This is a genomic window from Bartonella sp. AP88HLJMH, from assembly GCF_042195605.1.
In the GTDB taxonomy this organism is placed as follows: domain Bacteria; phylum Pseudomonadota; class Alphaproteobacteria; order Rhizobiales; family Rhizobiaceae; genus Bartonella.
In genome coordinates, this window is sequence record NZ_JBHIOR010000002.1 from 198,887 (window position 1) to 219,364 (window position 20,478).

The window sequence follows — 20,478 nt, forward strand, 5'->3', positions numbered from 1 at the left end:
TCTATAAGGAGTTAAAAAATGTTTAGATTAACAGGACGTAAAGCTCTTGTAACGGGGGCTTCGGGAGGAATTGGTGAGGCAATTGCACGCTGCTTTCATGCACAAGGAGCCATTGTTGGACTTCATGGAACACGCGAAGAAAAGCTTAGAGAAGTGGCGGCAGAATTAGGGCAGAATGTTTTTGTATTCCCCGCTAATCTTTCTGAACGCCAATCGATTAAACAATTGGCTGAAGTTGCAGAAAGAGAAATGGATGGCGTCGATATTTTGGTTAACAATGCGGGAATCACTAGGGATGGTCTTTTTGTGCGTATGCAAGATAAAGACTGGGATGATGTTTTAGAAGTTAACCTAACAGCTGCTTCTCTTTTGACGCGTGAATTAATACATTCTATGATGCGCCGCCGGTATGGAAGGATTATTAACATTACATCTGTTGTTGGTGTTGTGGGAAACCCTGGACAAACGAATTATTGTGCTGCAAAAGCAGGCTTGATAGGTTTTTCTAAAGCATTGGCACAAGAAATTGCTTCGCGAAACATCACTGTCAATTGTATTGCTCCAGGATTTATTAAATCCGCAATGACAGACAAGCTTAATGAAAAGCAAAAAGAAGCCATTATGGCTGCGATTCCGATGAAACGTATGGGAAGTGGGCAAGAAATAGCCGCTGCTGCTGTTTATTTAGCAAGCGATGAAGCAGCCTATACGACAGGTCAAACACTCCATATCAATGGTGGAATGGCAATGATTTGAGTATTTATTTTATTCCACATTGATTTATGAGTTGTATTATTTTAGATAGTAACGATTGAAATGGATAGATGCATCTATTTCTTTAATATGGTCGTTGATCAATTGATGTCGGAATGTCAGATTGGTTCATTTTGTAGGGGATATCCACAGGATGTTTTAAATCATTACTAAAATCTTTTAAAGTAATGCATCTATTGCTTGATTAGATGAACCGATATAGTTAACCAAATTATAGGAAATATAAATTCGAGGATTTCAACATGAGTGATACAGTAGAGCGCGTTAAGAAAATTATCGTGGAACATCTTGGGGTTAATGCTGATAAAGTTGTAGAAAATGCAAGCTTTATCGATGATCTAGGGGCTGATAGCCTTGATACGGTTGAACTCGTTATGGCTTTTGAAGAAGAGTTTGGGGTAGAAATTCCAGATGAAGCTGCTGAAACGATTTTCACAGTTGGCGATGCAGTCAAGTTCATTGATAAAGCTTCTGCGTGATTACTAAAGGGCAAAGGCATAAATTGCTTTTGCCTATATTCTTCGGAGCTCTTTTGAAAAGAGAGCTTTGAGAGGTGAAGTTTAGTTCAAGGTTAGAAGTTATGAGACGTGTTGTTGTTACTGGTTTAGGATTGGTATCTCCATTAGCTGGTAATATTGAATATAGTTGGAAGCGACTTCTTGAAGGAAGAAGTGGTGTCCGACGTATCACAGAGTTTGATGTGTCAGATTTGCCATGCCAGATTGCTGCGCGTATCCCCTTAGGGGATGGAACAGAGGGGACTTATAATGCTGATTTGTATATGGAACCTAAAGAGCAACGTAAAGTTGATGCATTTATTGTTTATGCAATGGCTGCTGCTAACCAAGCGCTTGCAGATGCCGAATGGTTTCCTAAGAGTGATGAAGATCAGATTTGTACAGGCGTGTTAATTGGTTCGGGAATTGGGGGAGTTGAGGGTATTGTTGAAGCTGGTTATACGCTTCGTGATAAGGGCCCACGTCGTGTTTCTCCTTTTTTTATTCCAGGTCGTTTGATTAATCTTGCTTCTGGTTATGTGTCTATTCAATATGGTTTACGGGGGCCTAATCATTCTGTTGTAACGGCTTGTTCAACAGGGGCGCATGCAATTGGTGATGCGGCACGTTTGATTATGTTTGGTGATGCAGATGTCATGGTGGCAGGGGGGACTGAATCTCCGATAAATCGGATATCTCTTGCAGGTTTTGCAGCTTGTAGAGCTCTTTCTACTTGTCGCAATGATGATCCTGAACGGGCGTCACGTCCTTATGATACTGATCGTGATGGTTTTGTGATGGGGGAAGGAGCAGCTGTTGTTGTTTTAGAAGAGCTGGAACATGCCAAAAAACGAGGAGCGCGTATTTATGCTGAGGTTATTGGCTATGGTTTATCTGGTGACGCTTACCACATTACAGCGCCTTCAGAAAGTGGTGAAGGGGCTCAGCGTAGTATGATAGCTGCTCTTAAGCGTGCACAAGTGAATATAAGTGAACTTGATTATATTAATGCTCATGGTACATCTACGATGGCTGATTCCATAGAGCTAGCGGCTGTTGAGCGTGTTTTAGGGAGTTATGCACCACAAGTTTCTATGTCATCAACGAAATCATCTATCGGGCATTTACTTGGTGCAGCCGGTGCTGCTGAGGCTATTTTTTCTATTTTAGCTATACGGGATAATATAGCCCCAGCGACACTTAATCTTGACAATCCATCGATTGAAACAAAAATCGATCTTGTACCACACAAACCGCGTGAACGAAAGATTGATACGATTCTTTCTAATTCTTTTGGATTTGGTGGGACAAATGCATCGTTGGTGATGCGACGTTTTAGGGGATAATAAGTATTTTTATTTAATTTTTGCTTTTGAGTTTTCTACTTTATTATAAGGTGAATAAGAAATTATAATATTATCCTTAATCGCTATTGAGGGGTTATGTCCGATGTGAAAAATGGAAAATCATTAAAGGACGTAAGTGATTCCTCTTCGAATCATTTAGCAGATAGTTATGACATGTTAATACATAAAAAACGAAAGAAATCATCTATCGTCCGTAATCCGTTGGTCATTCTCGGTCATTTTTTTCTTATGCTGATTGTGATTATTCTTTTTGCCATAAGTATTCCTCTTTATATTGGAAAAAGTATTTTTGAAGAAAAGGGAAAAATTGAGGAAGAACAAATTGTTCTTATCCATCCTGGTACCGGAATTCGTGAAATTGCTTCATTGCTAGAAAAACGCGGTTTCATTCGATCATCAGATATTTTTGTTTATGGGGTTGGTTATCACCAAAAAACAACGCATCTGAAGGCTGGTGAATATTTAATTCCAGCTCATGCTTCGATGCAGGATATTATGGATATTCTTGTGAAAGGAAAATCTATAGAGTATACATTTACAGTACCTGAAGGTTTAACGGTTCAGCAAGTTTTCGATCGATTAGCTGCGAATGAAATTTTGATTGGAGACCTTCCAAAAATTTTGCCTCCAGAAGGTTATTTAATGACGGATACTGTTCGTTTTATTCGGGGAACAACGCGTAAAGAGATTGTAAACAGGTTGCGTGAAGGACAGACAAAATTAATTCATGCTATATGGGATACGCGTTCACCTGATTTACCCATTAAATCAATTGATGAATTTGTTATATTAGCCTCAATTGTTGAGAAAGAAACGGGAATTGCAGCAGAAAGACCAATGGTTGCTGCGGTATTTTATAACCGCCTTACAAAGCATATGCGTCTTCAATCAGATCCAACAGTAATTTATGGTCTCTTCGGAGGAAAAGGAAAACCATCCGGTCGTGCAATTTATCGTTCAGATCTTGAGAAGGAAACACCATATAATACTTATAAAATTAATGGTTTGCCCCCAACGGCTATTGCAAATCCAGGTCGAGATTCTTTAAAAGCGGTGGCACATCCACCAAGCAGTGATGCACTTTATTTTGTTGCTGATGGTTCAGGAGGGCATGTTTTTTCTCGAACTTTAGAGGAACATAATATGAATGTTCGCAAGTGGCGAGAATTAAAGGCAAAACATTGAATTTATAGTGATAACACATCTTTTTGCATCGTAAATGAGAATCCCAAATATAGTAAAATTTTTCTATTTAAACTTTTTATGAGAATGATAAAAAATCATTTTCTTGTCTGTCACAAGTGGGGTTGGCGTATGGATAAAAATATTTAAGAAAGAAGTGAATATACTGCTAATACCTTATCTCAAAAAAGAGCAGAATAACATTGAGAATTGCTAAGAAAACACATTGATTAGGAGAGAGGTTGAGATAATGTATAATTCAAATTTTGGAGAAACATTTATGAACAAAGTAGAGTGATGTAATGACAGTCTTTGAAAGTAAATTGAGTACTATAAAAATGAATCAACGCCGCGGTTTTTTATTTATTCTCTCTTCGCCTTCAGGTGCTGGTAAATCAACAATTTCTCGATTACTTCTAAAAGAGGGACAATTAGAGCTTTCCGTAAGTATGACTACAAGGAAAAGGCGTCCTAGTGAAGTAGATGGGCTGCATTATTACTTTATTTCAAAAGAAGAGTTTGAATATAAGCGTGATAGGGATGAATTTATTGAGTGGGCAGAAGTTCACGGAAATTATTATGGCACTTTACGTGAAACTGTTGAAAGCGCATTGAATGCTGGCCAAGATATGTTATTTGATATTGATTATCAAGGTACCGAGCAGCTGCAAAAAAAGATGCTAGGAGACACTGTATCTGTTTTTATTCTTCCACCATCAATGAAAGAGCTTGTTTCGCGTTTACATCGTCGAGCAGAAGATAGTCAAGATACTGTCAATTTGCGATTGGAAAATGCACGAACGGAGTTAAAGCATTGGCTTTCTTATGATTATGTTGTGATTAACGAAGATTTAGATCAGTCTTTATCTTTTATTAAATCAATTTATTTAGCTGAAACCGTAAAACGTGAGCGTTGTTCTTATCTTGGCTCTTTTGTTGATGGGCTTATTGCTGAAAAAATCGATAAATGTTGTGATTAAAAAAGGTTTTATAACACAAAGTGCATTTTTTAGAGCACTAGATGCGCTAAAGTTACAAATTCAGAAATCGAGAGCGTTTCAGCACGGCGCGTTCCATCAATTCCAGCTTTTTCTAATAGCTCTTCACCTCCAAGTATTTTGAGATTTTGACGAAGCATTTTTCGTCTTTGCCCAAAGGCGGTTTTTGTGACGAGACTTAGTTTTTGTGCAGAGCAGGAAAGAGGTTGTATTCGCGGAATAATATGAACAACGGAAGACGTTACTTTAGGTATTGGTATGAAGGCTTGAGGGGGGACATCAAAAGCAATTTTAGCAGTGGTACGCCAGCCAGTTAAGACACTAAGACGTCCATAATGAGTAGATTGAGGTTTAGCTGTAATCCGTTTGGCAACTTCACGTTGAAACATCAATGTCATTGATTCATAAAAAGGAGGCCATGGTTCAGTCAAAAGCCAATTTAATAAGAGTTGTGTCCCAATATTATAGGGAAGATTTGCAATAATGCGCGGTTTTACAGGGCTTGTTTCAAAGAGTTTTGAGAAATCTTGCTTCAGTGCATCATTACAAATAACTTTTAATTTTTTAGGATAGTGTTTTTCTATTTCTAAGAGAGCCGGTATGCAGCGCTCATCGCGTTCTATTGCTGTTACAATGGCACCCTTTGCTAGCAAGGCACGTGTGAGACCTCCAGGACCAGGACCAATTTCAAGAACAGGTTTTCCTTCTATATTGCCTGCTTGATGAGCAATTTTAGATGTTAAATTAAGATCAAAAAGAAAATTCTGCCCCAAAGATTTATGCGCTTGTAATCCATATATATCAATGACCTCACGCAGAGGAGGGAGATTATCTATTGGCATGGGTTTAAACTATTTTTTGCAAGTTGATTTGCAAGTTTAAGAGCAGCAATAAAGCTTTCGGGAGAGGCTATCCCTTTATCAGCAATGTCAAAAGCAGTTCCGTGATCTGGAGACGTGCGAATAAAAGGTAGACCTAACGTGACATTAACAGTGCTATCAAAGTCTAATGTCTTAACAGGGATAAGGGCTTGATCATGATACATACAAATGGCAACGTCATATGCTTTTCTTGCGCATTCATGGAACATTGTGTCGGCAGGCAGCGGGCCTGCAATATTGAGTCCTTTCTTTTTAAGATATTCAATAACAGGAGTGATAACTTCAATATCTTCTTTTCCCATCGCACCTCCTTCTCCAGCATGAGGATTAAGACCAGCAACAGCTAGTCGGGGTGATGTTATTTTAAACCTTGTTTTTAAGTCATATTCAGTAATAAGTACCGTTTGAATAATTAAATCACGGGTAAGCTGTGAAGGAACATTTTTAAATGGAATATGAACAGTTATTGGTACTGTTTTTAATCGAGGTCCTGCTAACATCATAACTGGATGATAACATTTATGAAAAGCTTTATGGGCTAAATCGGCTAAAAATTCTGTATGACCTGGAAATTGAAAACCGGCATCATAAAGACTCTTTTTTGCAATAGGACAAGTGATAAGTGCACATGCATGGCCATTTTGAATCAATTGAACACAGCGTTTAATTGCTTCAATAATTCCAGCTGTATTTTTCGATGAAGGTATACCTAATTGATCACTTTGTTTGTTTTTTAACGGTATGATAGGAAGAGCGCTTTGAAAATTTTTTGCAGGATTATTGATTAAAACAGATTGCACCTCAACATCAATCTGTAAAAAACGAGCGCGCGAACGAATAACATCTGGATCAGCAAGAAGTACAAAAGGTGGAATTTGGCGCGTAACACGCAAATTCCACGCTTTTAGTACTATTTCAGGACCAATTCCGGCAGGATCACCACCGCTAACAATAAGAGCAGCCATTATGAATTTTGAATGCGTGCCACTCGGCGCAGTTCTCCTAAATATTTGTCGCTTAATTCTTCAAGTTTTTGCGGGCTTCTTTTTTTACTATCTTGAAGAGAAAATATCAGTCGAGCGACATAATCATCAGAAACTCTTTTTATTTTGCAGACAGCAATTGCTTCGATTCCATCAGATGTTTCTTGTAATTTTGTCATTTTTCCAGCAGGCGTTTCAAGAATAGCTTGTTCCCATGCATTAGGAAGTTGTGGCTCCAGAAACTTTCCTAAGTGGCGGATAGTAACGTCTAAAATACCTCTTGCTTGATTGTGAGCATTGGCACATCCACGGAAATGTGCGCGAAAATTACTTGCTTCTCTTTGACGTCTTTCAAAGATCTCTGAACGACGATGTGCAGGAATGACAAAAACAATTCGCTGTAATGTATATTCGTTGGTTGAAGGTTTTACACCACCATTTTTTAATATTCTGCGTACAGCTTCTTGTTCGCTAATCATACCTGTTTCAGCTTGATAGCGTGCGCTAACAAGACGCCCCCATCCTATTTGTCCACGGATGTAATCTTTAAAGTGTTGCACTGTGATCTCAGTTTGGATCAGAATCTGGTTGAGCTGATCAATCGTCATATTATTTTGTGTCGCAAAATTCTCAAAAGCTCTATCAACTTCATCATTGCTTACTTCAATATTACGACGTTTTATTTCAATATTTTTTAGCTTTTCATCAATAAGCTCTTTTTTAGCCTGTGCCACCAAATTGCCTTGCTTTTGTTGTAGCCTGAGAAAAGCAAGGCGTCTTTGTATATCATAATTTGTGATGGGGTTGCCATTAACTGTAACAACAATAGAAGTCTGCGCAAAGACTGTCGGAATCAAAAATCCATTTATTAGCAGGCTACTTACGCTCAAAGATGCAATATAAAATAAAGCAAGAAAACGCTTTTTCAATTTATTCATGTAAATAGGCTTTCGCATTGTTTATTAATTCTCATCAACAACTTAAAATACACGCTTTCTTTCATAAAAACAATGATAAGTTAAATGACTGATACATTCCCTTTATAAATTAATCTATCTTTTTTCCGATATCTGCAATCGTACGCAATGAAAGAGAGAAATTAAAGTTTTGCAAGGGTGCTTTCCTGCCTGGATTCGTTACCTGTTGATAACCGAATGTTAACCCGAAACATTCATCCATATAACTCAAGCTAATTCCTCGCTTTATAAATGTACCAGATACTAAATCATAACCGGCGTTGCTATTAATGGACCAATAATCTGCTAATTTAAGTCCTGTTTGAAAAGAAATTTCTTGGCGCTCTTGAGAATATTCATAGTCTGGTTGCTTTGCGATATAGGCATATTGTAGAGCCACCCAAAAATTTTGCCATTTTTGTGATGCTTCGATTTCACTACGGCGGATTTTTCCTGTTTTTTTGTCAAAGCGTCCACGCGTTTCTAAGGAAAAACCACTTTTATGGGTTGTACCAAACATTGCAACATAGTCTGAACGTTTTGCCTCTAAGCTAGAATGAGTACCGACATTGATAAAGTCCTTTTCTGCAAAAGAATTCTTTCCTGCTAGATGGAAGGATTGTCCAATGAGACCATAAAGAGACCAATTATCATTAAGGCTTCCAGAATATCTTATACCTATATTGGCTCTTGTACCACCTTCTACACGATCATAACCAGAAAATTTGTCTCGTTGAAAGAGAGTGGTTGCATCAAAGACAAAGCTTTGAGCATCTTCATTAGGAATTTGTCCAATATATTGTTCATTATTGCGTATAAAAATTTGTGCAGTTGGTTCTATAATATGTGTAGAATGATCAGCTGTAATGAGGAAGGGATAACGTAGTTCCAACCCTGCTGTTGCCATGCCACGAATTGCTGAACCATGAATTGCGGATAAGGCATTGTTTTCTATAGAATCTGTGTGATTTTCGCTTGCATTGGTTGTAATGATATCAGCTCGTAGAGAGAGAAGAGGGGTTAAGATGAGTCCGTTGTGCGTGTTGAAGCGCTTTTTCCACTGAAGCTCGTTTGTTAAACGCAAACTATTTCCAGCCATACCAGAAAGTTTTACTGTGTTGAGAGGGTTTCCGTTCTGGTCGGGTGAACTGAAGTCAGCATGGCGACGATAAACTGATTGCATATTACTATGGAAGGTAAGCTCTCCATTATAAATGGGTTCATCTGGTGTGAAAAAATAATCGATGCGTGGTAAGACCCACGCTTGTCGAGAGTGACGTTCATAATGAGGATCATTCAGTATTGAATCTTGAACTTTAAAATGATAAAAACGCATATCAAAATAATTTTTTCCTGCAAGACCATTCAGATAGATCTGAGAAAGTTGTGTAGGATTGTTATAGTTTTCAAGTTTATAGGCACGACTAAAATGCTGATCTGATTGTGCAAGAATATCCCATCCATAAGTCCAGTGTGAGTTAATACGAAAATCCCCCTTTGTCGCCAGCATATAACGGTTTTTATGTTGGGAATCAATCGTATCATTATCAAATCTATGCGGTTTCATTTGATATATATGAGCAAAGCGAATGTTATAACGGCCCGTTTTTAAACGCTGACGCCATTCCCCTTCGGTTAAAAGCCCTTGTTGGGTATAAACCGTAGAAGAAAGGGTAAAATCATAATGGGGGGCGAGATTCCAGAAATAAGAATTCTTTATCCCCATACCGAGATAATCAGTATAAAAAAAATGAGGAGTAAGCAGACCGCTAGCACGCCTGACAGTTGGATCATAGATCTCAAAATTTGGAAATTTTATAATCGGTACACCAAAAACTTCAAAACTGCTATTTTCAAACCGAATTTTTTTGACGCTATTATTCCATATGATCTTTCTTGCTTTAATTTTCCATAGGACATCTCGATCTGGTTTATAAGAGCAAGGTTCACAGGCTGTATAGGTTGCATTTTCAAAGACTGTTATGTGATTGTGTTTGCGTGTAGCATTTTGGGCTGAAAAGTGAACATTGTTGGCTGTATCAATACGTAGGGCGTTTACAAAACCCTCGCCAAGATCTTTGGTCATATCAATTTGGTTGGAATAAATTTTATTACCATCCTTTTGAGTAATTTCAACGTTCCCTTGTGCTATAAGCCGTCCTGTTTTTTGATTGTAAATAATTTTTTGAGCGACAACTTTATTGCCATCATATTCGATTTGGACATTACCGTGTGCAGAAACAGTGTTTTCATCACGATTGTAGATGAGTTCATCCGCAGAGAGCAAAAGAGGAGGTTCCAGATTTTGAATGCGACTTTGAGAAGGAGATTGAAGGCTTTGAGCGTGCGCACAATAAGACAAAGCACTTCCTAAAATAACCCCCACAACACTTTTAAAAGCGAGAGCACTTAATTTTGTTAAAATAGTTTTTTTAAGTGTTAATGCTTTCACTTAGCCATCCTCTTTATGAAGTAAAAAAGAGATTCCTAAGAATAACGCAATAACAACGGGTGTCCAAGCTGCAATAATTGGTGGAATATATCCAGCATTACCGAAAGCTTGAACAAGTACGGAAATAACATAAAGCATAAACCCAGCTATTACGCCACCAAGAATCAACATTCTAGATTGCCCAAAACGTGTAAAATTTAAAGATACAGTTGCTGCAATGAGGGTCATTGCCACAAGCAATGCCGGTAATGCAATCAAAGATTGGAAATACATATCAAAATTATGAGCAGAATAGCCAAATGAACGTGCAATCATAATTTTTTTTGGCAATTGGTAAAATGGAATAGTTGCGGGATTCACTAAACGTTCCGTTAAAAATTCAGGTTTTAGATTGGTTTTTATTTGCAACACGGTAAATTTTTCAGGAGGATGCCCTATTTTATAGATTGTTCCATTTGTTAATAGCCAAAATCCATTAGTCAAGGTTGCTTTTGGGGCGTTAATCCAATTTTTAACGGTTGCATTGTCATTGTATTGTACAAAGGTGGCATCGAGAAGAGAAAGTCCTTGATCGGTGATAGATTTAGCACCAATGGTTGTTCTGCCTAAATTTGTATGTTGTGTTAACCAGTGGATACTTGTATTGTGAAGAGGTGTTAGTACATTGTGATTGCGCCATTCAGTCATCTTTTTTTCTGCTTGAGAAAATCCCCATGCAGCAAGTGGATTAATGAGAAGAATTGAAAATAATCCCAAAAGAAAAGCTCCAAAACAAGCTGGCATAAGAAATTGCCATGCAGAAACACCGATTGAACGAGTCACTACAAGTTCAAGTTTTTTGTTGAGCGAGATAAGCGTTGCCATTGCAGAAAAGAGTGCAATGAAAGGGATAAGTTGTTGCATGATAAAAGGGATGCGTAAAGCAGAGAGGAAAAATGCATCTTTTGCTGTATAATGCGGAAGGGAAGATAGCCTACCGGAATTCTCTGTGAAATCGATTAAAAGAGCAAGAACAAAAATGCTTCCCCAGAAATAACAAGTTATTTTAAGATAACGTATAAAAAAATATCGTCCAAGTGTCCACCCAATCATGATATTTCATCCGAGGAATCTTGAGATTTTCGATGTTCAAATTTGTTCATTATTTTTTGAAAAGCGATTTGAAGTATCTCATTAACTTTTGTGGGAAGCCCAATTTTATGATTCGTTAAAAGCATAAAAAAGACAAATGCACTTGTTCCTATAGGTATAATATAAAGGAGAGGAACGTATGCAAGATCGCTTTTTGCTTTTTCTGCGAAAAAATATCCTATCCAATACACCAGAAAAGAGAGGGCAATTGCCGAGAGATTTGCGGAATGATGAGCTTGTCGATGGGAGCGTACATCCCCTGCCGCTGCTAATGCAATAAGTGAAAAAACAATAGGGTAGAGCCATTGTGTTAATCTGCGGTGAAATTCAGCTTTATATTGGAGTGGTTTTCGTTGATAGTAGGGATCTTTTGGGTCAGGGTTTTGTAAATAAGAAAGAGACCGATCTTTTGGATAAAGAGTAGGTGTTTTATCACTGGGGATAAACTCTCCTAGGCTAAAAGTATATGAGCTAAATTGCACGATTGAAACACTGTTATTTTGATGATTGACTCTTTCTATTTCACCGTTATTGAGAACCAGAAAACTGCCGTTTTTATTGCTCACAATGGATGCGTCTGTTGCATAATAAAAAAGATCAGTCTTAGGATCACGCTGGTCGGCAATGAAAAGGCGTTCAAGTGTTCCATTTGGATTTCGTTCGCCAATTTCTATGTAAAGGTTATTGGTGAGTTTTTGGAAGCTCCCTTCACTAATGAATAGATTAATAAGATCAAAATGAGCGCTTGCTAGCATTTGTCGCATATGAAGACGCGCTTGAGGAACAACAAAATTAGCTATAGAAAAGGAGGTACAGGATGCAACAATAGCAAGAAGAAGGATAGGTTTCCAAACAGTACTTTTAGGAAAACCAGAGGCATTGATGACAGCAAGTTCTGAGTCTTGATGCATTGCTGAGAGGATGGTTGTAATTGCGATCACTAATGCAAACGGAATGACAACAAAAATAACAGAAGGAACCAATGAGAGTGAAAATTGTAAGACTGTGAGGAGTGTTTGTTTACTTGTTGTGAGAAAGTTTATCCGTGCAAGAATTTGTATAGTCCAACTAACGCCCACTGCTGCAATCATGACAGAACTAAACAAAACAAGGACACGTTTCAGGATGTAGAACTCAATAATACGCATAAATTGGGGAAAATCCTCAGTTTTTAATTCGATAGCAAATATTCTTACTGCTTTCGGTTAAAATGTAATAAAGTTTGTAAAAATATCCTTTCATGAATTGGATATTTTTACCAAATAAATAATATAAAATTGCCTATGAGGTCCTCTTTAAATTTTCCATACATTATATTTTATTTTCAACTATAGTCTACAAAGAATCTAGAAGAATCTAGAAAATAACTTAAAAAACTTTTTTATTAACGTTGAAGATAAAAATTTTTGTCTTTTAAAGACACGTGCAAAAAGATAATGCATCTCAATCAAAAAAGAGGGTTTATATCTTGAACCGTTTCCTTTGTATTAGGGATATAGAAGTTTTTTTAAAAAGATGTTAGCTTTTTTATAAAGAATGATGAAAGCTTAAGAGATTGGATATTTTATTCTATCATTTGACGCAGTCAACGCTGAAGGATATTTTGCCGACGCTTGTGGAGCGTGCATTGGCTCGTTTTGGTAAAGTAACAATACAGTGTGTGAGTAAAGAACAACGCGATTCTATAGATATACATTTATGGGTTTATACTGATGAATCATTTATTGGACATGGAACGGAGTGTGATCAATATCCAAACTTTCAGCCTGTATTTCTTACGACAGGACAAGAAAATCCGAATGATTCAAAAATTCGTTTTCTCATAGAGGGAGCTGTTTGTTCGGATATTGATGCTTATCAACGGCTTGTCGTGATATTTGATGGTAGAAGTGAAGAGCAGTTGAATCTCGTTCGTGCACAGTGGAAAAAATATAAAATGGAAAATCATAATTTAACGTATTGGCAACAGACTGAAGATTATCGCTGGGAAAAACAGGTTTAATGCGTCTTGTATCTATTGTTCTGATTTTTATAGGATTACTGGGAATAGTAAATCCTGCACTTTTTATTACGGAAGGCTCAGGGGGAGGGCGTTGGGTTTTTATTGTGATTTTTCTTTTAGGCATGTTAAATATATGGACTATAATTAAAAAAACGAAACGCCATAATGATGATCATTGATCGAATTTTGCTTGTTTTATGGGCTGTGATGTTGGCCTTCTTTTGCGTTTCATGGTTGGGGACAACGCATATCTTATCAGAAATGTTTGCTGTTTCTTATATAAGCAATATTGCAGATTTTTTATTTTTCTTTTTGAGTGCCTTGTTTGCAGGAATATTGTGGTGGAAAATACCTCAACCCCTATCTTTAAAAACGAAACTGGCAGCATTTTTGCCGCCAGTCCTTATTTTATTCTTCGTTATTATATTTTAGTTGGATATTTCATCATCTGTAAATCCGACGAAGCAAATCAGTGAAATAAAAGAAGCAAGAAGCAAATAATAACCGATATAAGATGTATCGAAATGTTGCACCAGATATTCTGCAATATAAGGCGCGAGAGATGCTCCTACAATAGCAGATAAATTGAAAGTAATAGAAGAACCGGTATATCGAATTGCTGTTGGGTATGGTGAAGCCAAAACAGCACCAAGAGGACTGTATATCATTCCCATGAGAGACAAACCGATAACAGACATTGCAAGGACTCCTATAACTCCAGAATTTAAGAAATAAGGAATTGCGAAAGAATAAATACCGGTGATGATTGTAATCCAAATCATCAAAGTTCTACGTCTAATACGGTCAGCGAGTCTTCCCGTGATGACAGTAAAAATCCCACAAAAAATAGCACCGACAATTTCGATTTGAAGAGCTTGATGAAATGGCAATTGCAAATGGTTTGTTGAATAGCTTAACAAATATGTAGTAACCAAGTAAAACAAAACAAAAGTTGCCATACCAGAAAATATTCCAAGAAATAGGATTCGTGGACATTTTAAAAAGACATCTATGATAGGAACTTTGACATGTTTTTTACTTTCAAGAGTTTTTTTGAATTGAACAGTTTCATTGATTGAAAGACGGACCCATAATCCTATAATCATAAAAACAACTGAAGCAATAAAAGGAATACGCCATCCCCAGGCTAAAAGTTCTTCACGATCAAGGAAATGCAGCAGACCCAAATAAACAGCAATAGATAAAAACAAACCTATTGAAACGCCTAATTGGGGAAACATTGCATACCAGCCGCGCTTTTCTGGAGGGGCATTTTCTGTAGCGAGCAAAACAGCTCCTCCCCATTCTCCTCCTAATCCAATTCCCTGTCCAATACGGCACAAGGTTAAGAGGAAAGGGGCAAACCACCCAGCTATTTCATAAGTAGGAAGAAAACCAATAATGACTGTTGAAAGACCCATTGTGAGAAGAGAAGCGATAAGTGTTGCTTTTCTTCCAATCTTATCTCCAAAATGTCCAAAAACAACTGATCCAAAAGGGCGGGCAAAAAAGGCTGCTCCAAATATTAGGAAAGATTGTAAAATAGCAATTTGATCATTTTGTGTTGGAAAAAACACATGAGGAAATATAAGAGCTGCGGCAGTGCCAAAGACATAAAAATCAAAGAATTCAATTGTTGGGCCAATAAGGCTTGCAAATAAAATCCGACGAGGGGAGTTTCTGTTGCTTGTAGCTTTCATTTCTGAGTTTATAGACATGAATAGAATGTCCCTTTTAGTATATGACAAATCAAATGACGAGTTAACTGACTATAACTATAGAAATTTCAAATCGGTGTCGAGTCAATATTATGACACTTCGTTATATATTAGAACAATGATTATGGACTGATGGGTATGAATAAGTGCTCTATATATTATCCATATTGAATAAAATAAAGACACTGCTTTAAATGCTGTAGAAGATGGCAATAGGTGGCCATAAACGCAGCTCTCATTCACATTGCTGTTTCCTTTAAAGTTTAATGCCATTTTTATCTATTAAGGGATCAATCTTATTCGTAGATCAGTGTTTAGTGTCTCAAAATATTAAAAATATTTTTCATGGATGCAATTATAACACTTTTAAAGTGTATCTAAAAAATTAAATCTTTTAGTTGTGCATGCATTTTAAAACACATGGTGTATATTTGATCTGTCAGAGCTTAATCCATCGAATGCTTTGCTATCTTAAAAGACATGAGGTTGAGCAATTACGTTGTGTTGTTTTGATCTATGCACTTTTTTCTAAATGGGAGAATTTAAATTTAAAATTATGGAGTGTAAATAATGCAACGCAAATTGAAATTAAGTTTTTGTGCGGTAATGGCCAGTGGTTTTTTTGTCAAGATTGCGAGTGCATATGGAGTAGCTACACCAAGAGAAAAGTTATTAACACCAGTAAGTATCAGTGAACACCTAGAAGAGACAAGAAAGTTGTTATCAGAAGTGAGGGGACTAAAAGAAAAAAAGGGGGGATCAAAAAAGATAGAGAATAAACAGACAGTAGAAGGAAGTGATCTTTCAGAAGAGGAAAGGAAGAGATTAGAAAAGCTATTCTTTGAAGTACTCACAAATTCAATAATAAGCGATGGTGCTACGATCTATATTACTAACCGTGACTCTGAAGGTTCTGAAATAAATAGCTTTAACTATAAAGATGCAGCTTATTCCATTAATAATACGGTTAGAGAAGGGGGAAAACTCTACATTGATGCAGCAAGTGTTAGCAGGGATACGACAATTGAGCATGGTGGGATTGAGTTTGTCCAAAACTTGAGCAGTTCGGAATATGCCGCTGTTAAAAAAGGGGGGAAACAAATTGTTGAGAGTGGTGCAAATGCAGAAGGGGCTCAAATCCATGGCGGTGAGCAGATTATTTTTGGTAAGGGGTTTCTTGGGGATGGTTTGTCGCGTAAAGATAAGGAAAGTAGTGCTTATGGCACTGAAATTCATGCTGCAGATGGAATGCTAGGAATACAAAGTGTCTATAGTGGGGGGATGGCTGTTGACACAAAGGTTATGAAAGGAGGTGTCCAGAATCTTGATGGTAAAGAGAATTTTCATAACGGTTTCTCAGAAGATACTGATACAGCCGATATAGAAGATGAAGATTTTACAATTAATGAGGGGGCTTTTGCACTGAGTACCGAACTTTTTAAAAATGGTATACAGAATATCTTTGCAGGAGGGAATGCGAGTGAAGTCGCTTTATACGATAGAGCTATTCAGAATATATATGATTCTGGATACGTGGATAATCTAACCATTAATCATCAAGCAAGGTCATGGGCTTTTGCTGGTGCAATATTAGATAAGGATACAAATGTTCATGATTTTGGTAGTCTCTATCTTTATGCTGGGAATGGTGAAGCTGTTACGGAAGTAGAAAATCTTAATTTAAATGGAGAAGATAGCAAACTATACATTATTGCTCCTGAAGATAACAGCAAAAAACCTCACGTTAATATCCAGAATTTAACTGGAAGTGGCAGAGTTATTTTTACGTACTTAGGGACTAATAAGCATTACTCTAAGCTTAATATTGATGATCTTTCAGGTTCTTTACATTTTGATTTTAATGTCAACTTTGCCAAGCATCTTAGTGATTATCTTGTCATTAAAGAAAGTGGTTCAGGTTATCACACAATAAGTGTGGCTGATTCTGGGCGTGAAATTACAATCCCTTCCCACAAAAAGCTTAAATTAATTTCTGATCGCAGTGGAAATGCTCATTTTATTCTGGCAAACACTTTTGGTGAAAAAATCAAAGCTATTGATGCCGGAACCTATCGGTATAGTTTGAAACATAGAAACAATAAGGGGGCTGGTAAAATTTGGTATTTAGATGCGAATTATGCTCTTGATGAGACAAATACCTCTTTATTTTCTGATTTTAGCTTGCAACCATTTGCTATAGCTTCATTATCGAAGGATCTCACAGAACGCACAATTGAAAAGGGGATGATTGTTACGATTGCTGATCCTAGCTTTGATAGTAACGTTGAGAAAGTTGAAAGCACTGGAGAAACTTCGATTAGTAATACAGTTAAAGACGGTGGAAAGATCTCCGTTTATCACGGTGGTTTTAGCTTGTATACAACAATTCAAAGAGGCGGCACTGAGCTTGTTAGAACACAGGGTCTTTCACAGGATAGTACAGTTAAGAGAGAGGGAAAACAAAAGGTTAAAGATGGGGGAAAAGTTGAAGGGGCTAAAATTTACGGTGGTGAGCAGTTTGTTTCAGGAAAGTCTGATATCAAAGGGGAGATGGTAAGGAGTAGCGCTCATGACACTATCGTTTCTGGTGAGAATGGAGTGCGAGGATATCAGAATGTGTATGATGATGGAGAGGTTTTTAGCTCAAAGATCATGGAAGGAGGGGTACAAAATCTTTATGTGGAAGAAGATTTAGACCATTATAGCAGTTTTGCCTTTGATACGAAGGTCTTTTCTGGTGGACAGCAACATGTTTTAGCGGGAGGAATCGCGATTGGCGTTCTTTTAGAAGGGACTGCTTTTCAGGCAATAGATTTAGGAGGTTATGTAAAAGATTTAACCGTTAAGGATCAAGCACAATCGTGGTTACATGGTGGCGCAACATTGGAAGGAAAGACAACGGTTAATGATTCTGGACGGATTTATCTTTATGCTGGTGCAGAGCAATCTCGTACTGAAGTAGAAAAAATTGTCTTAAATGGCAGAGATACAAAATTGTACGCGATTACCTCTAATATAGATGGTGAAAGTTCTTTGATTGAGAATCTGAGTGGGAATGGTCGTGTTATTTTTACTTCTACCGTGTTTAATCCACATTACTCTAAACTTGAGATCAATGATCTTTCAGGGAGTTTACATTTTAGGTTGCATACTAATTTTGCAGAACAGCGCGGTGATTATCTTCTGATCAAAAAAGGATCAGGTAATCACACCATAAGCGTTATCGATTCTGGTGTTGAAATTACCAATTCTCCTCTACAAGATCAGAATTTAGTTTTGGAGCTTGATTTAATTCATGTTCAAAGCGGAAATGCGCATTTTACTCTGACAGATTTTTCTGGTGAAGAGACGAGTACGATTGATGGTGGAGCCTACATGTATGGCTTAAAGACAAAAGATGATAATGGGGGAAAGACTTGGTCTTTGGCTACATCACAAATAACTTCTGCTCCTGTAATTCCTTCACCTCATGTGGAGTCGCCTATAGATAAGCTTCCTGAAAAAGAAGAAAATATGACATCGGCAAAAGATTTTAGTATCTCTGATGTAATTCATTACAGCATTGGGGAAGGAGGAGGAATTCTACAAAGCTCTTTGCTCGGTGATGATAACGTAGTTTATGTCTCTGATGATGGAGAGCAAGGTGTTCTTAAGAAGTCTATTAATAATACAATTCAGGGATCAGGAAGACTTTATGTTGAAGCTGGTGGTTTCAGTAAAAATACAACCATTGAAAATGGTGGTACTGAGATTGTAGGGGAACAGGGGGTCTCAGAATCTACGATTATTTACGAGGGTGGAAAACAAAAAGTGGAGGGGGGAGGCTCTGCATTGAGAGCTGAAATTTATGGTGGGGAGCAGCTTGTTTTCGGAAATGGTTATGTAAATGGTGGAATTGTGGGGAGCAGTGCTTATAACACGACACTTTATGGTCAAGGTGATACGCCGGGACAGCAGAATGTATATGATGATGGGATGGCTGTGGGAACAAAAGTGATGAGTGGAGGAGTACAAACTCTTGCTAAGTGGTTTCCTAATGATGATAACTTTGCAGAAAAAGCCGGCAGTTTAGCTGTAAATGCTGAAATCTTTTCAGAGGGTGTGCAGCGTGTTTTAGCAGGAGGTGAAGCAAATACAGTCATTTTACGCACTGGTGGTGTTCAAGAAGTCTATGCAGGTGGAATTGTAAAGAATCTAACGATTGAAGGTAATGCTAATTCATGGATTTCTCCTGGTGCAATATTAGGAGGAGAAATAAAAGTTCAGGATTTTGGTGGGCTCCATCTTGATGCTGGAGACGATGGTCAACAAACTATAGTAGAAAACATTGAATTAAATGGAGAAGATGCTCAATTATACTCCGTTGCTCGTGGGTTTGACGACAAAAGTACACGCATTCAGCAGTTAAGCGGTGTAGGAAAAGTCATTTTTACCTCTTTTGAAGATGATTTATATTACTCTCAGCTTTACATTGATAATCTAGCAGGGAGTCTACATTTTAACTTTAATGTTAGCCTTGCAGAAGAAAAAGGTGATTACCTCTTTATTGAGAATGGGAGTGGTTTTCATACAATAAGTGTCGTAGATTCTGGTATTGAAATTGTTGATCCTTCTTCAGCAGGACTTGATTTAATTTTTGATCAAAGTGGTGACGCACATTTTACTCTACAAAGTTTTTCTGGCGCAAAAACTGTAATGGTTGATGGAGGAACTTATACTTATGGCTTAAAACACAAAAATATTGAAAATGAAGAGGGAAAAATTTGGTATTTGACTGCAGTTTACATGGATAGTGCGTCACACAGAAGCAGATCTATGCGGCATTTAAATCAAAATCAATCAGTTTTTTCTCTTTCAACTATTGCAGCACCACAAGCGCATGTTATTAAATTGCCACGTCGAAGAAAAAACCGCCAAAACTTAAGGCAAAAATCTCAGGTTTCTGTATCTCCAACTGTTTCCTCTCTTGGAAGTCATGTTATTGAAGTCTTAGGTTCAGGAAGTTCTCATCCTCTTTCTGATGAAAAACAACAAACTGCTGTTTCAACCTCTTCTCAATCTTTAGCCGATCAAATGATTGTGCGTCCAGTTCATAAAGAACAACCTTTTCCACAATTGAGTGAGAAACTTTCAGTTTCTCACTTTTTGACCACTCCCTCTACAGATGCGGTATTGTCTATGTCTGTGGCTCTAGCGATGGTTTTTCACAATGAAATGCAAACCGTACGTGCGGGAAGAGGAATTCTAGATAAAAGTAAAAAGAATACGGCTTTATGGACCTATGCGATTAAATCTAAAGAGAGTATTGCGACAGAGCATATAGATTTTAAACTGGATCAGACCGGTATCGTTTTGGGGATCAATGGTTTAAGCGAGTGGGAAAATGGAGAATTTTATATAGGTGGTTTTGGCAGTTATGATCGTGCCCGTGTTGCGCATGCACGGGGGGGTAACAGTGGAATCAATACTTATGGTATTGGTGCTTATGTCACTTATTTTGATCATAGTGGATGGTATCTCGATGGTATTTTAAAATA

General features: G+C 37.5%; 16 protein-coding genes. 9 read left to right on the forward strand and 7 right to left on the reverse strand.

What is annotated here, in order from left to right; translation table 11 throughout:
• Positions 1-18: 18 nt before the first annotated feature.
• The 5 genes from fabG (at position 19) to gmk (ending at position 4,800) form a co-directional block, all read left to right on the forward strand.
• The gene (gene fabG / locus ACFIMA_RS01985) at positions 19-756 is read left to right on the forward strand and encodes a 3-oxoacyl-[acyl-carrier-protein] reductase (protein ID WP_273791075.1); all 738 of its coding nucleotides are present in this window, start codon (positions 19-21) and stop codon (positions 754-756) included.
• A 260-nt stretch (positions 757-1,016) separates the two neighbouring features.
• Entirely contained in the window at positions 1,017-1,253 is a 237-nt protein-coding gene (locus ACFIMA_RS01990; protein WP_004860281.1) for an acyl carrier protein, read from the forward strand.
• A 101-nt stretch (positions 1,254-1,354) separates the two neighbouring features.
• Entirely contained in the window at positions 1,355-2,617 is a 1,263-nt protein-coding gene (gene fabF / locus ACFIMA_RS01995) for a beta-ketoacyl-ACP synthase II (RefSeq protein WP_375652282.1), read from the forward strand.
• Positions 2,618-2,713: 96 nt separating this feature from the next.
• Positions 2,714-3,823: an endolytic transglycosylase MltG gene (mltG, locus tag ACFIMA_RS02000; RefSeq protein WP_375652281.1), complete on the forward strand. Its 1,110-nt coding sequence runs from the start codon at positions 2,714-2,716 to the stop codon at positions 3,821-3,823.
• Positions 3,824-4,122: 299 nt separating this feature from the next.
• Positions 4,123-4,800, forward strand: coding sequence for a guanylate kinase (gmk, locus tag ACFIMA_RS02005; protein ID WP_375652280.1), 678 nt, complete (start codon positions 4,123-4,125; stop codon positions 4,798-4,800).
• A 29-nt stretch (positions 4,801-4,829) separates the two neighbouring features.
• On the opposite strand, the gene rsmA is transcribed toward gmk, so the two are convergent.
• The 6 genes from rsmA to lptF all read right to left on the reverse strand — a co-directional run bounded on the left by rsmA (position 4,830) and on the right by lptF (position 12,369).
• Positions 4,830-5,660 (reverse strand): 16S rRNA (adenine(1518)-N(6)/adenine(1519)-N(6))-dimethyltransferase RsmA, encoded by an 831-nt coding sequence (gene rsmA, locus ACFIMA_RS02010; protein ID WP_375611238.1) that lies wholly within the window; start codon positions 5,658-5,660, stop codon positions 4,830-4,832.
• On the reverse strand, positions 5,651-6,664 hold the full coding sequence (pdxA, locus tag ACFIMA_RS02015) for a 4-hydroxythreonine-4-phosphate dehydrogenase PdxA (protein WP_375681181.1): 1,014 nt from the start codon (positions 6,662-6,664) through the stop codon (positions 5,651-5,653). Before pdxA ends, rsmA begins: the two co-directional genes overlap by 10 nt.
• A complete protein-coding gene (locus ACFIMA_RS02020; protein WP_375620739.1) occupies positions 6,664-7,620 on the reverse strand; it encodes a SurA N-terminal domain-containing protein in 957 nt (318 codons plus the stop codon). The genes pdxA and ACFIMA_RS02020 overlap by 1 nt, the downstream gene beginning before the upstream one ends.
• Before the next feature lie 109 nt (positions 7,621-7,729).
• Positions 7,730-10,090: an LPS-assembly protein LptD gene (locus tag ACFIMA_RS02025; protein ID WP_375692191.1), complete on the reverse strand. Its 2,361-nt coding sequence runs from the start codon at positions 10,088-10,090 to the stop codon at positions 7,730-7,732.
• A complete protein-coding gene (lptG, locus tag ACFIMA_RS02030; RefSeq protein WP_375631734.1) occupies positions 10,091-11,182 on the reverse strand; it encodes an LPS export ABC transporter permease LptG in 1,092 nt (363 codons plus the stop codon).
• Positions 11,179-12,369 (reverse strand): LPS export ABC transporter permease LptF, encoded by a 1,191-nt coding sequence (gene lptF / locus ACFIMA_RS02035; RefSeq protein WP_375631736.1) that lies wholly within the window; start codon positions 12,367-12,369, stop codon positions 11,179-11,181. The genes lptG and lptF overlap by 4 nt, the downstream gene beginning before the upstream one ends.
• Before the next feature lie 407 nt (positions 12,370-12,776).
• Between lptF and ACFIMA_RS02040 the strand changes: the two genes are divergently transcribed.
• The 3 genes from ACFIMA_RS02040 to ACFIMA_RS02050 are packed head-to-tail and all read left to right on the forward strand — an operon-like array spanning position 12,777 to position 13,655.
• On the forward strand, positions 12,777-13,223 hold the full coding sequence (locus ACFIMA_RS02040; RefSeq protein ID WP_375652278.1) for a DNA polymerase III subunit chi: 447 nt from the start codon (positions 12,777-12,779) through the stop codon (positions 13,221-13,223).
• The gene (locus ACFIMA_RS02045) at positions 13,223-13,402 is read left to right on the forward strand and encodes a hypothetical protein (protein WP_375629223.1); all 180 of its coding nucleotides are present in this window, start codon (positions 13,223-13,225) and stop codon (positions 13,400-13,402) included. The genes ACFIMA_RS02040 and ACFIMA_RS02045 overlap by 1 nt, the downstream gene beginning before the upstream one ends.
• Positions 13,392-13,655 (forward strand): hypothetical protein, encoded by a 264-nt coding sequence (locus ACFIMA_RS02050; RefSeq protein WP_375629333.1) that lies wholly within the window; start codon positions 13,392-13,394, stop codon positions 13,653-13,655. The genes ACFIMA_RS02045 and ACFIMA_RS02050 overlap by 11 nt, the downstream gene beginning before the upstream one ends.
• Here the strand turns inward: ACFIMA_RS02050 and ACFIMA_RS02055 are convergent.
• Complete coding sequence (locus tag ACFIMA_RS02055) at positions 13,652-14,941, reverse strand: MFS transporter (protein WP_375611247.1); 1,290 nt, start codon at positions 14,939-14,941, stop codon at positions 13,652-13,654. The genes ACFIMA_RS02050 and ACFIMA_RS02055 overlap by 4 nt on opposite strands.
• A 570-nt stretch (positions 14,942-15,511) precedes the next feature.
• On the opposite strand from ACFIMA_RS02055, the gene ACFIMA_RS02060 reads away from it, so the two are divergent.
• On the forward strand, positions 15,512-20,478 hold a 4,967-nt coding region (locus ACFIMA_RS02060), incomplete at its 3' end, for a pertactin-like passenger domain-containing protein (protein WP_375693044.1).

Bases quoted from the DNA above. Each gene is read 5' to 3' on its own strand.
- ACFIMA_RS02055 (WP_375611247.1), bottom strand. From the start codon at position 14,941: ATGTCTATAAACTCAGAAATGAAAGCTACAAGCAACAGAAACTCCCCT.
- gmk (WP_375652280.1), top strand. From the start codon at position 4,123: ATGACAGTCTTTGAAAGTAAATTGAGTACTATAAAAATGAATCAACGC.
- pdxA (WP_375681181.1), bottom strand. From the start codon at position 6,664: ATGGCTGCTCTTATTGTTAGCGGTGGTGATCCTGCCGGAATTGGTCCT.
- lptG (WP_375631734.1), bottom strand. From the start codon at position 11,182: ATGATTGGGTGGACACTTGGACGATATTTTTTTATACGTTATCTTAAA.
- fabF (WP_375652282.1), top strand. From the start codon at position 1,355: ATGAGACGTGTTGTTGTTACTGGTTTAGGATTGGTATCTCCATTAGCT.
- ACFIMA_RS02045 (WP_375629223.1), top strand. From the start codon at position 13,223: ATGCGTCTTGTATCTATTGTTCTGATTTTTATAGGATTACTGGGAATA.
- mltG (WP_375652281.1), top strand. From the start codon at position 2,714: ATGTCCGATGTGAAAAATGGAAAATCATTAAAGGACGTAAGTGATTCC.
- rsmA (WP_375611238.1), bottom strand. From the start codon at position 5,660: ATGCCAATAGATAATCTCCCTCCTCTGCGTGAGGTCATTGATATATAT.
- ACFIMA_RS02020 (WP_375620739.1), bottom strand. From the start codon at position 7,620: ATGAATAAATTGAAAAAGCGTTTTCTTGCTTTATTTTATATTGCATCT.
- ACFIMA_RS02050 (WP_375629333.1), top strand. From the start codon at position 13,392: ATGATCATTGATCGAATTTTGCTTGTTTTATGGGCTGTGATGTTGGCC.
- fabG (WP_273791075.1), top strand. From the start codon at position 19: ATGTTTAGATTAACAGGACGTAAAGCTCTTGTAACGGGGGCTTCGGGA.
- lptF (WP_375631736.1), bottom strand. From the start codon at position 12,369: ATGCGTATTATTGAGTTCTACATCCTGAAACGTGTCCTTGTTTTGTTT.
- ACFIMA_RS01990 (WP_004860281.1), top strand. From the start codon at position 1,017: ATGAGTGATACAGTAGAGCGCGTTAAGAAAATTATCGTGGAACATCTT.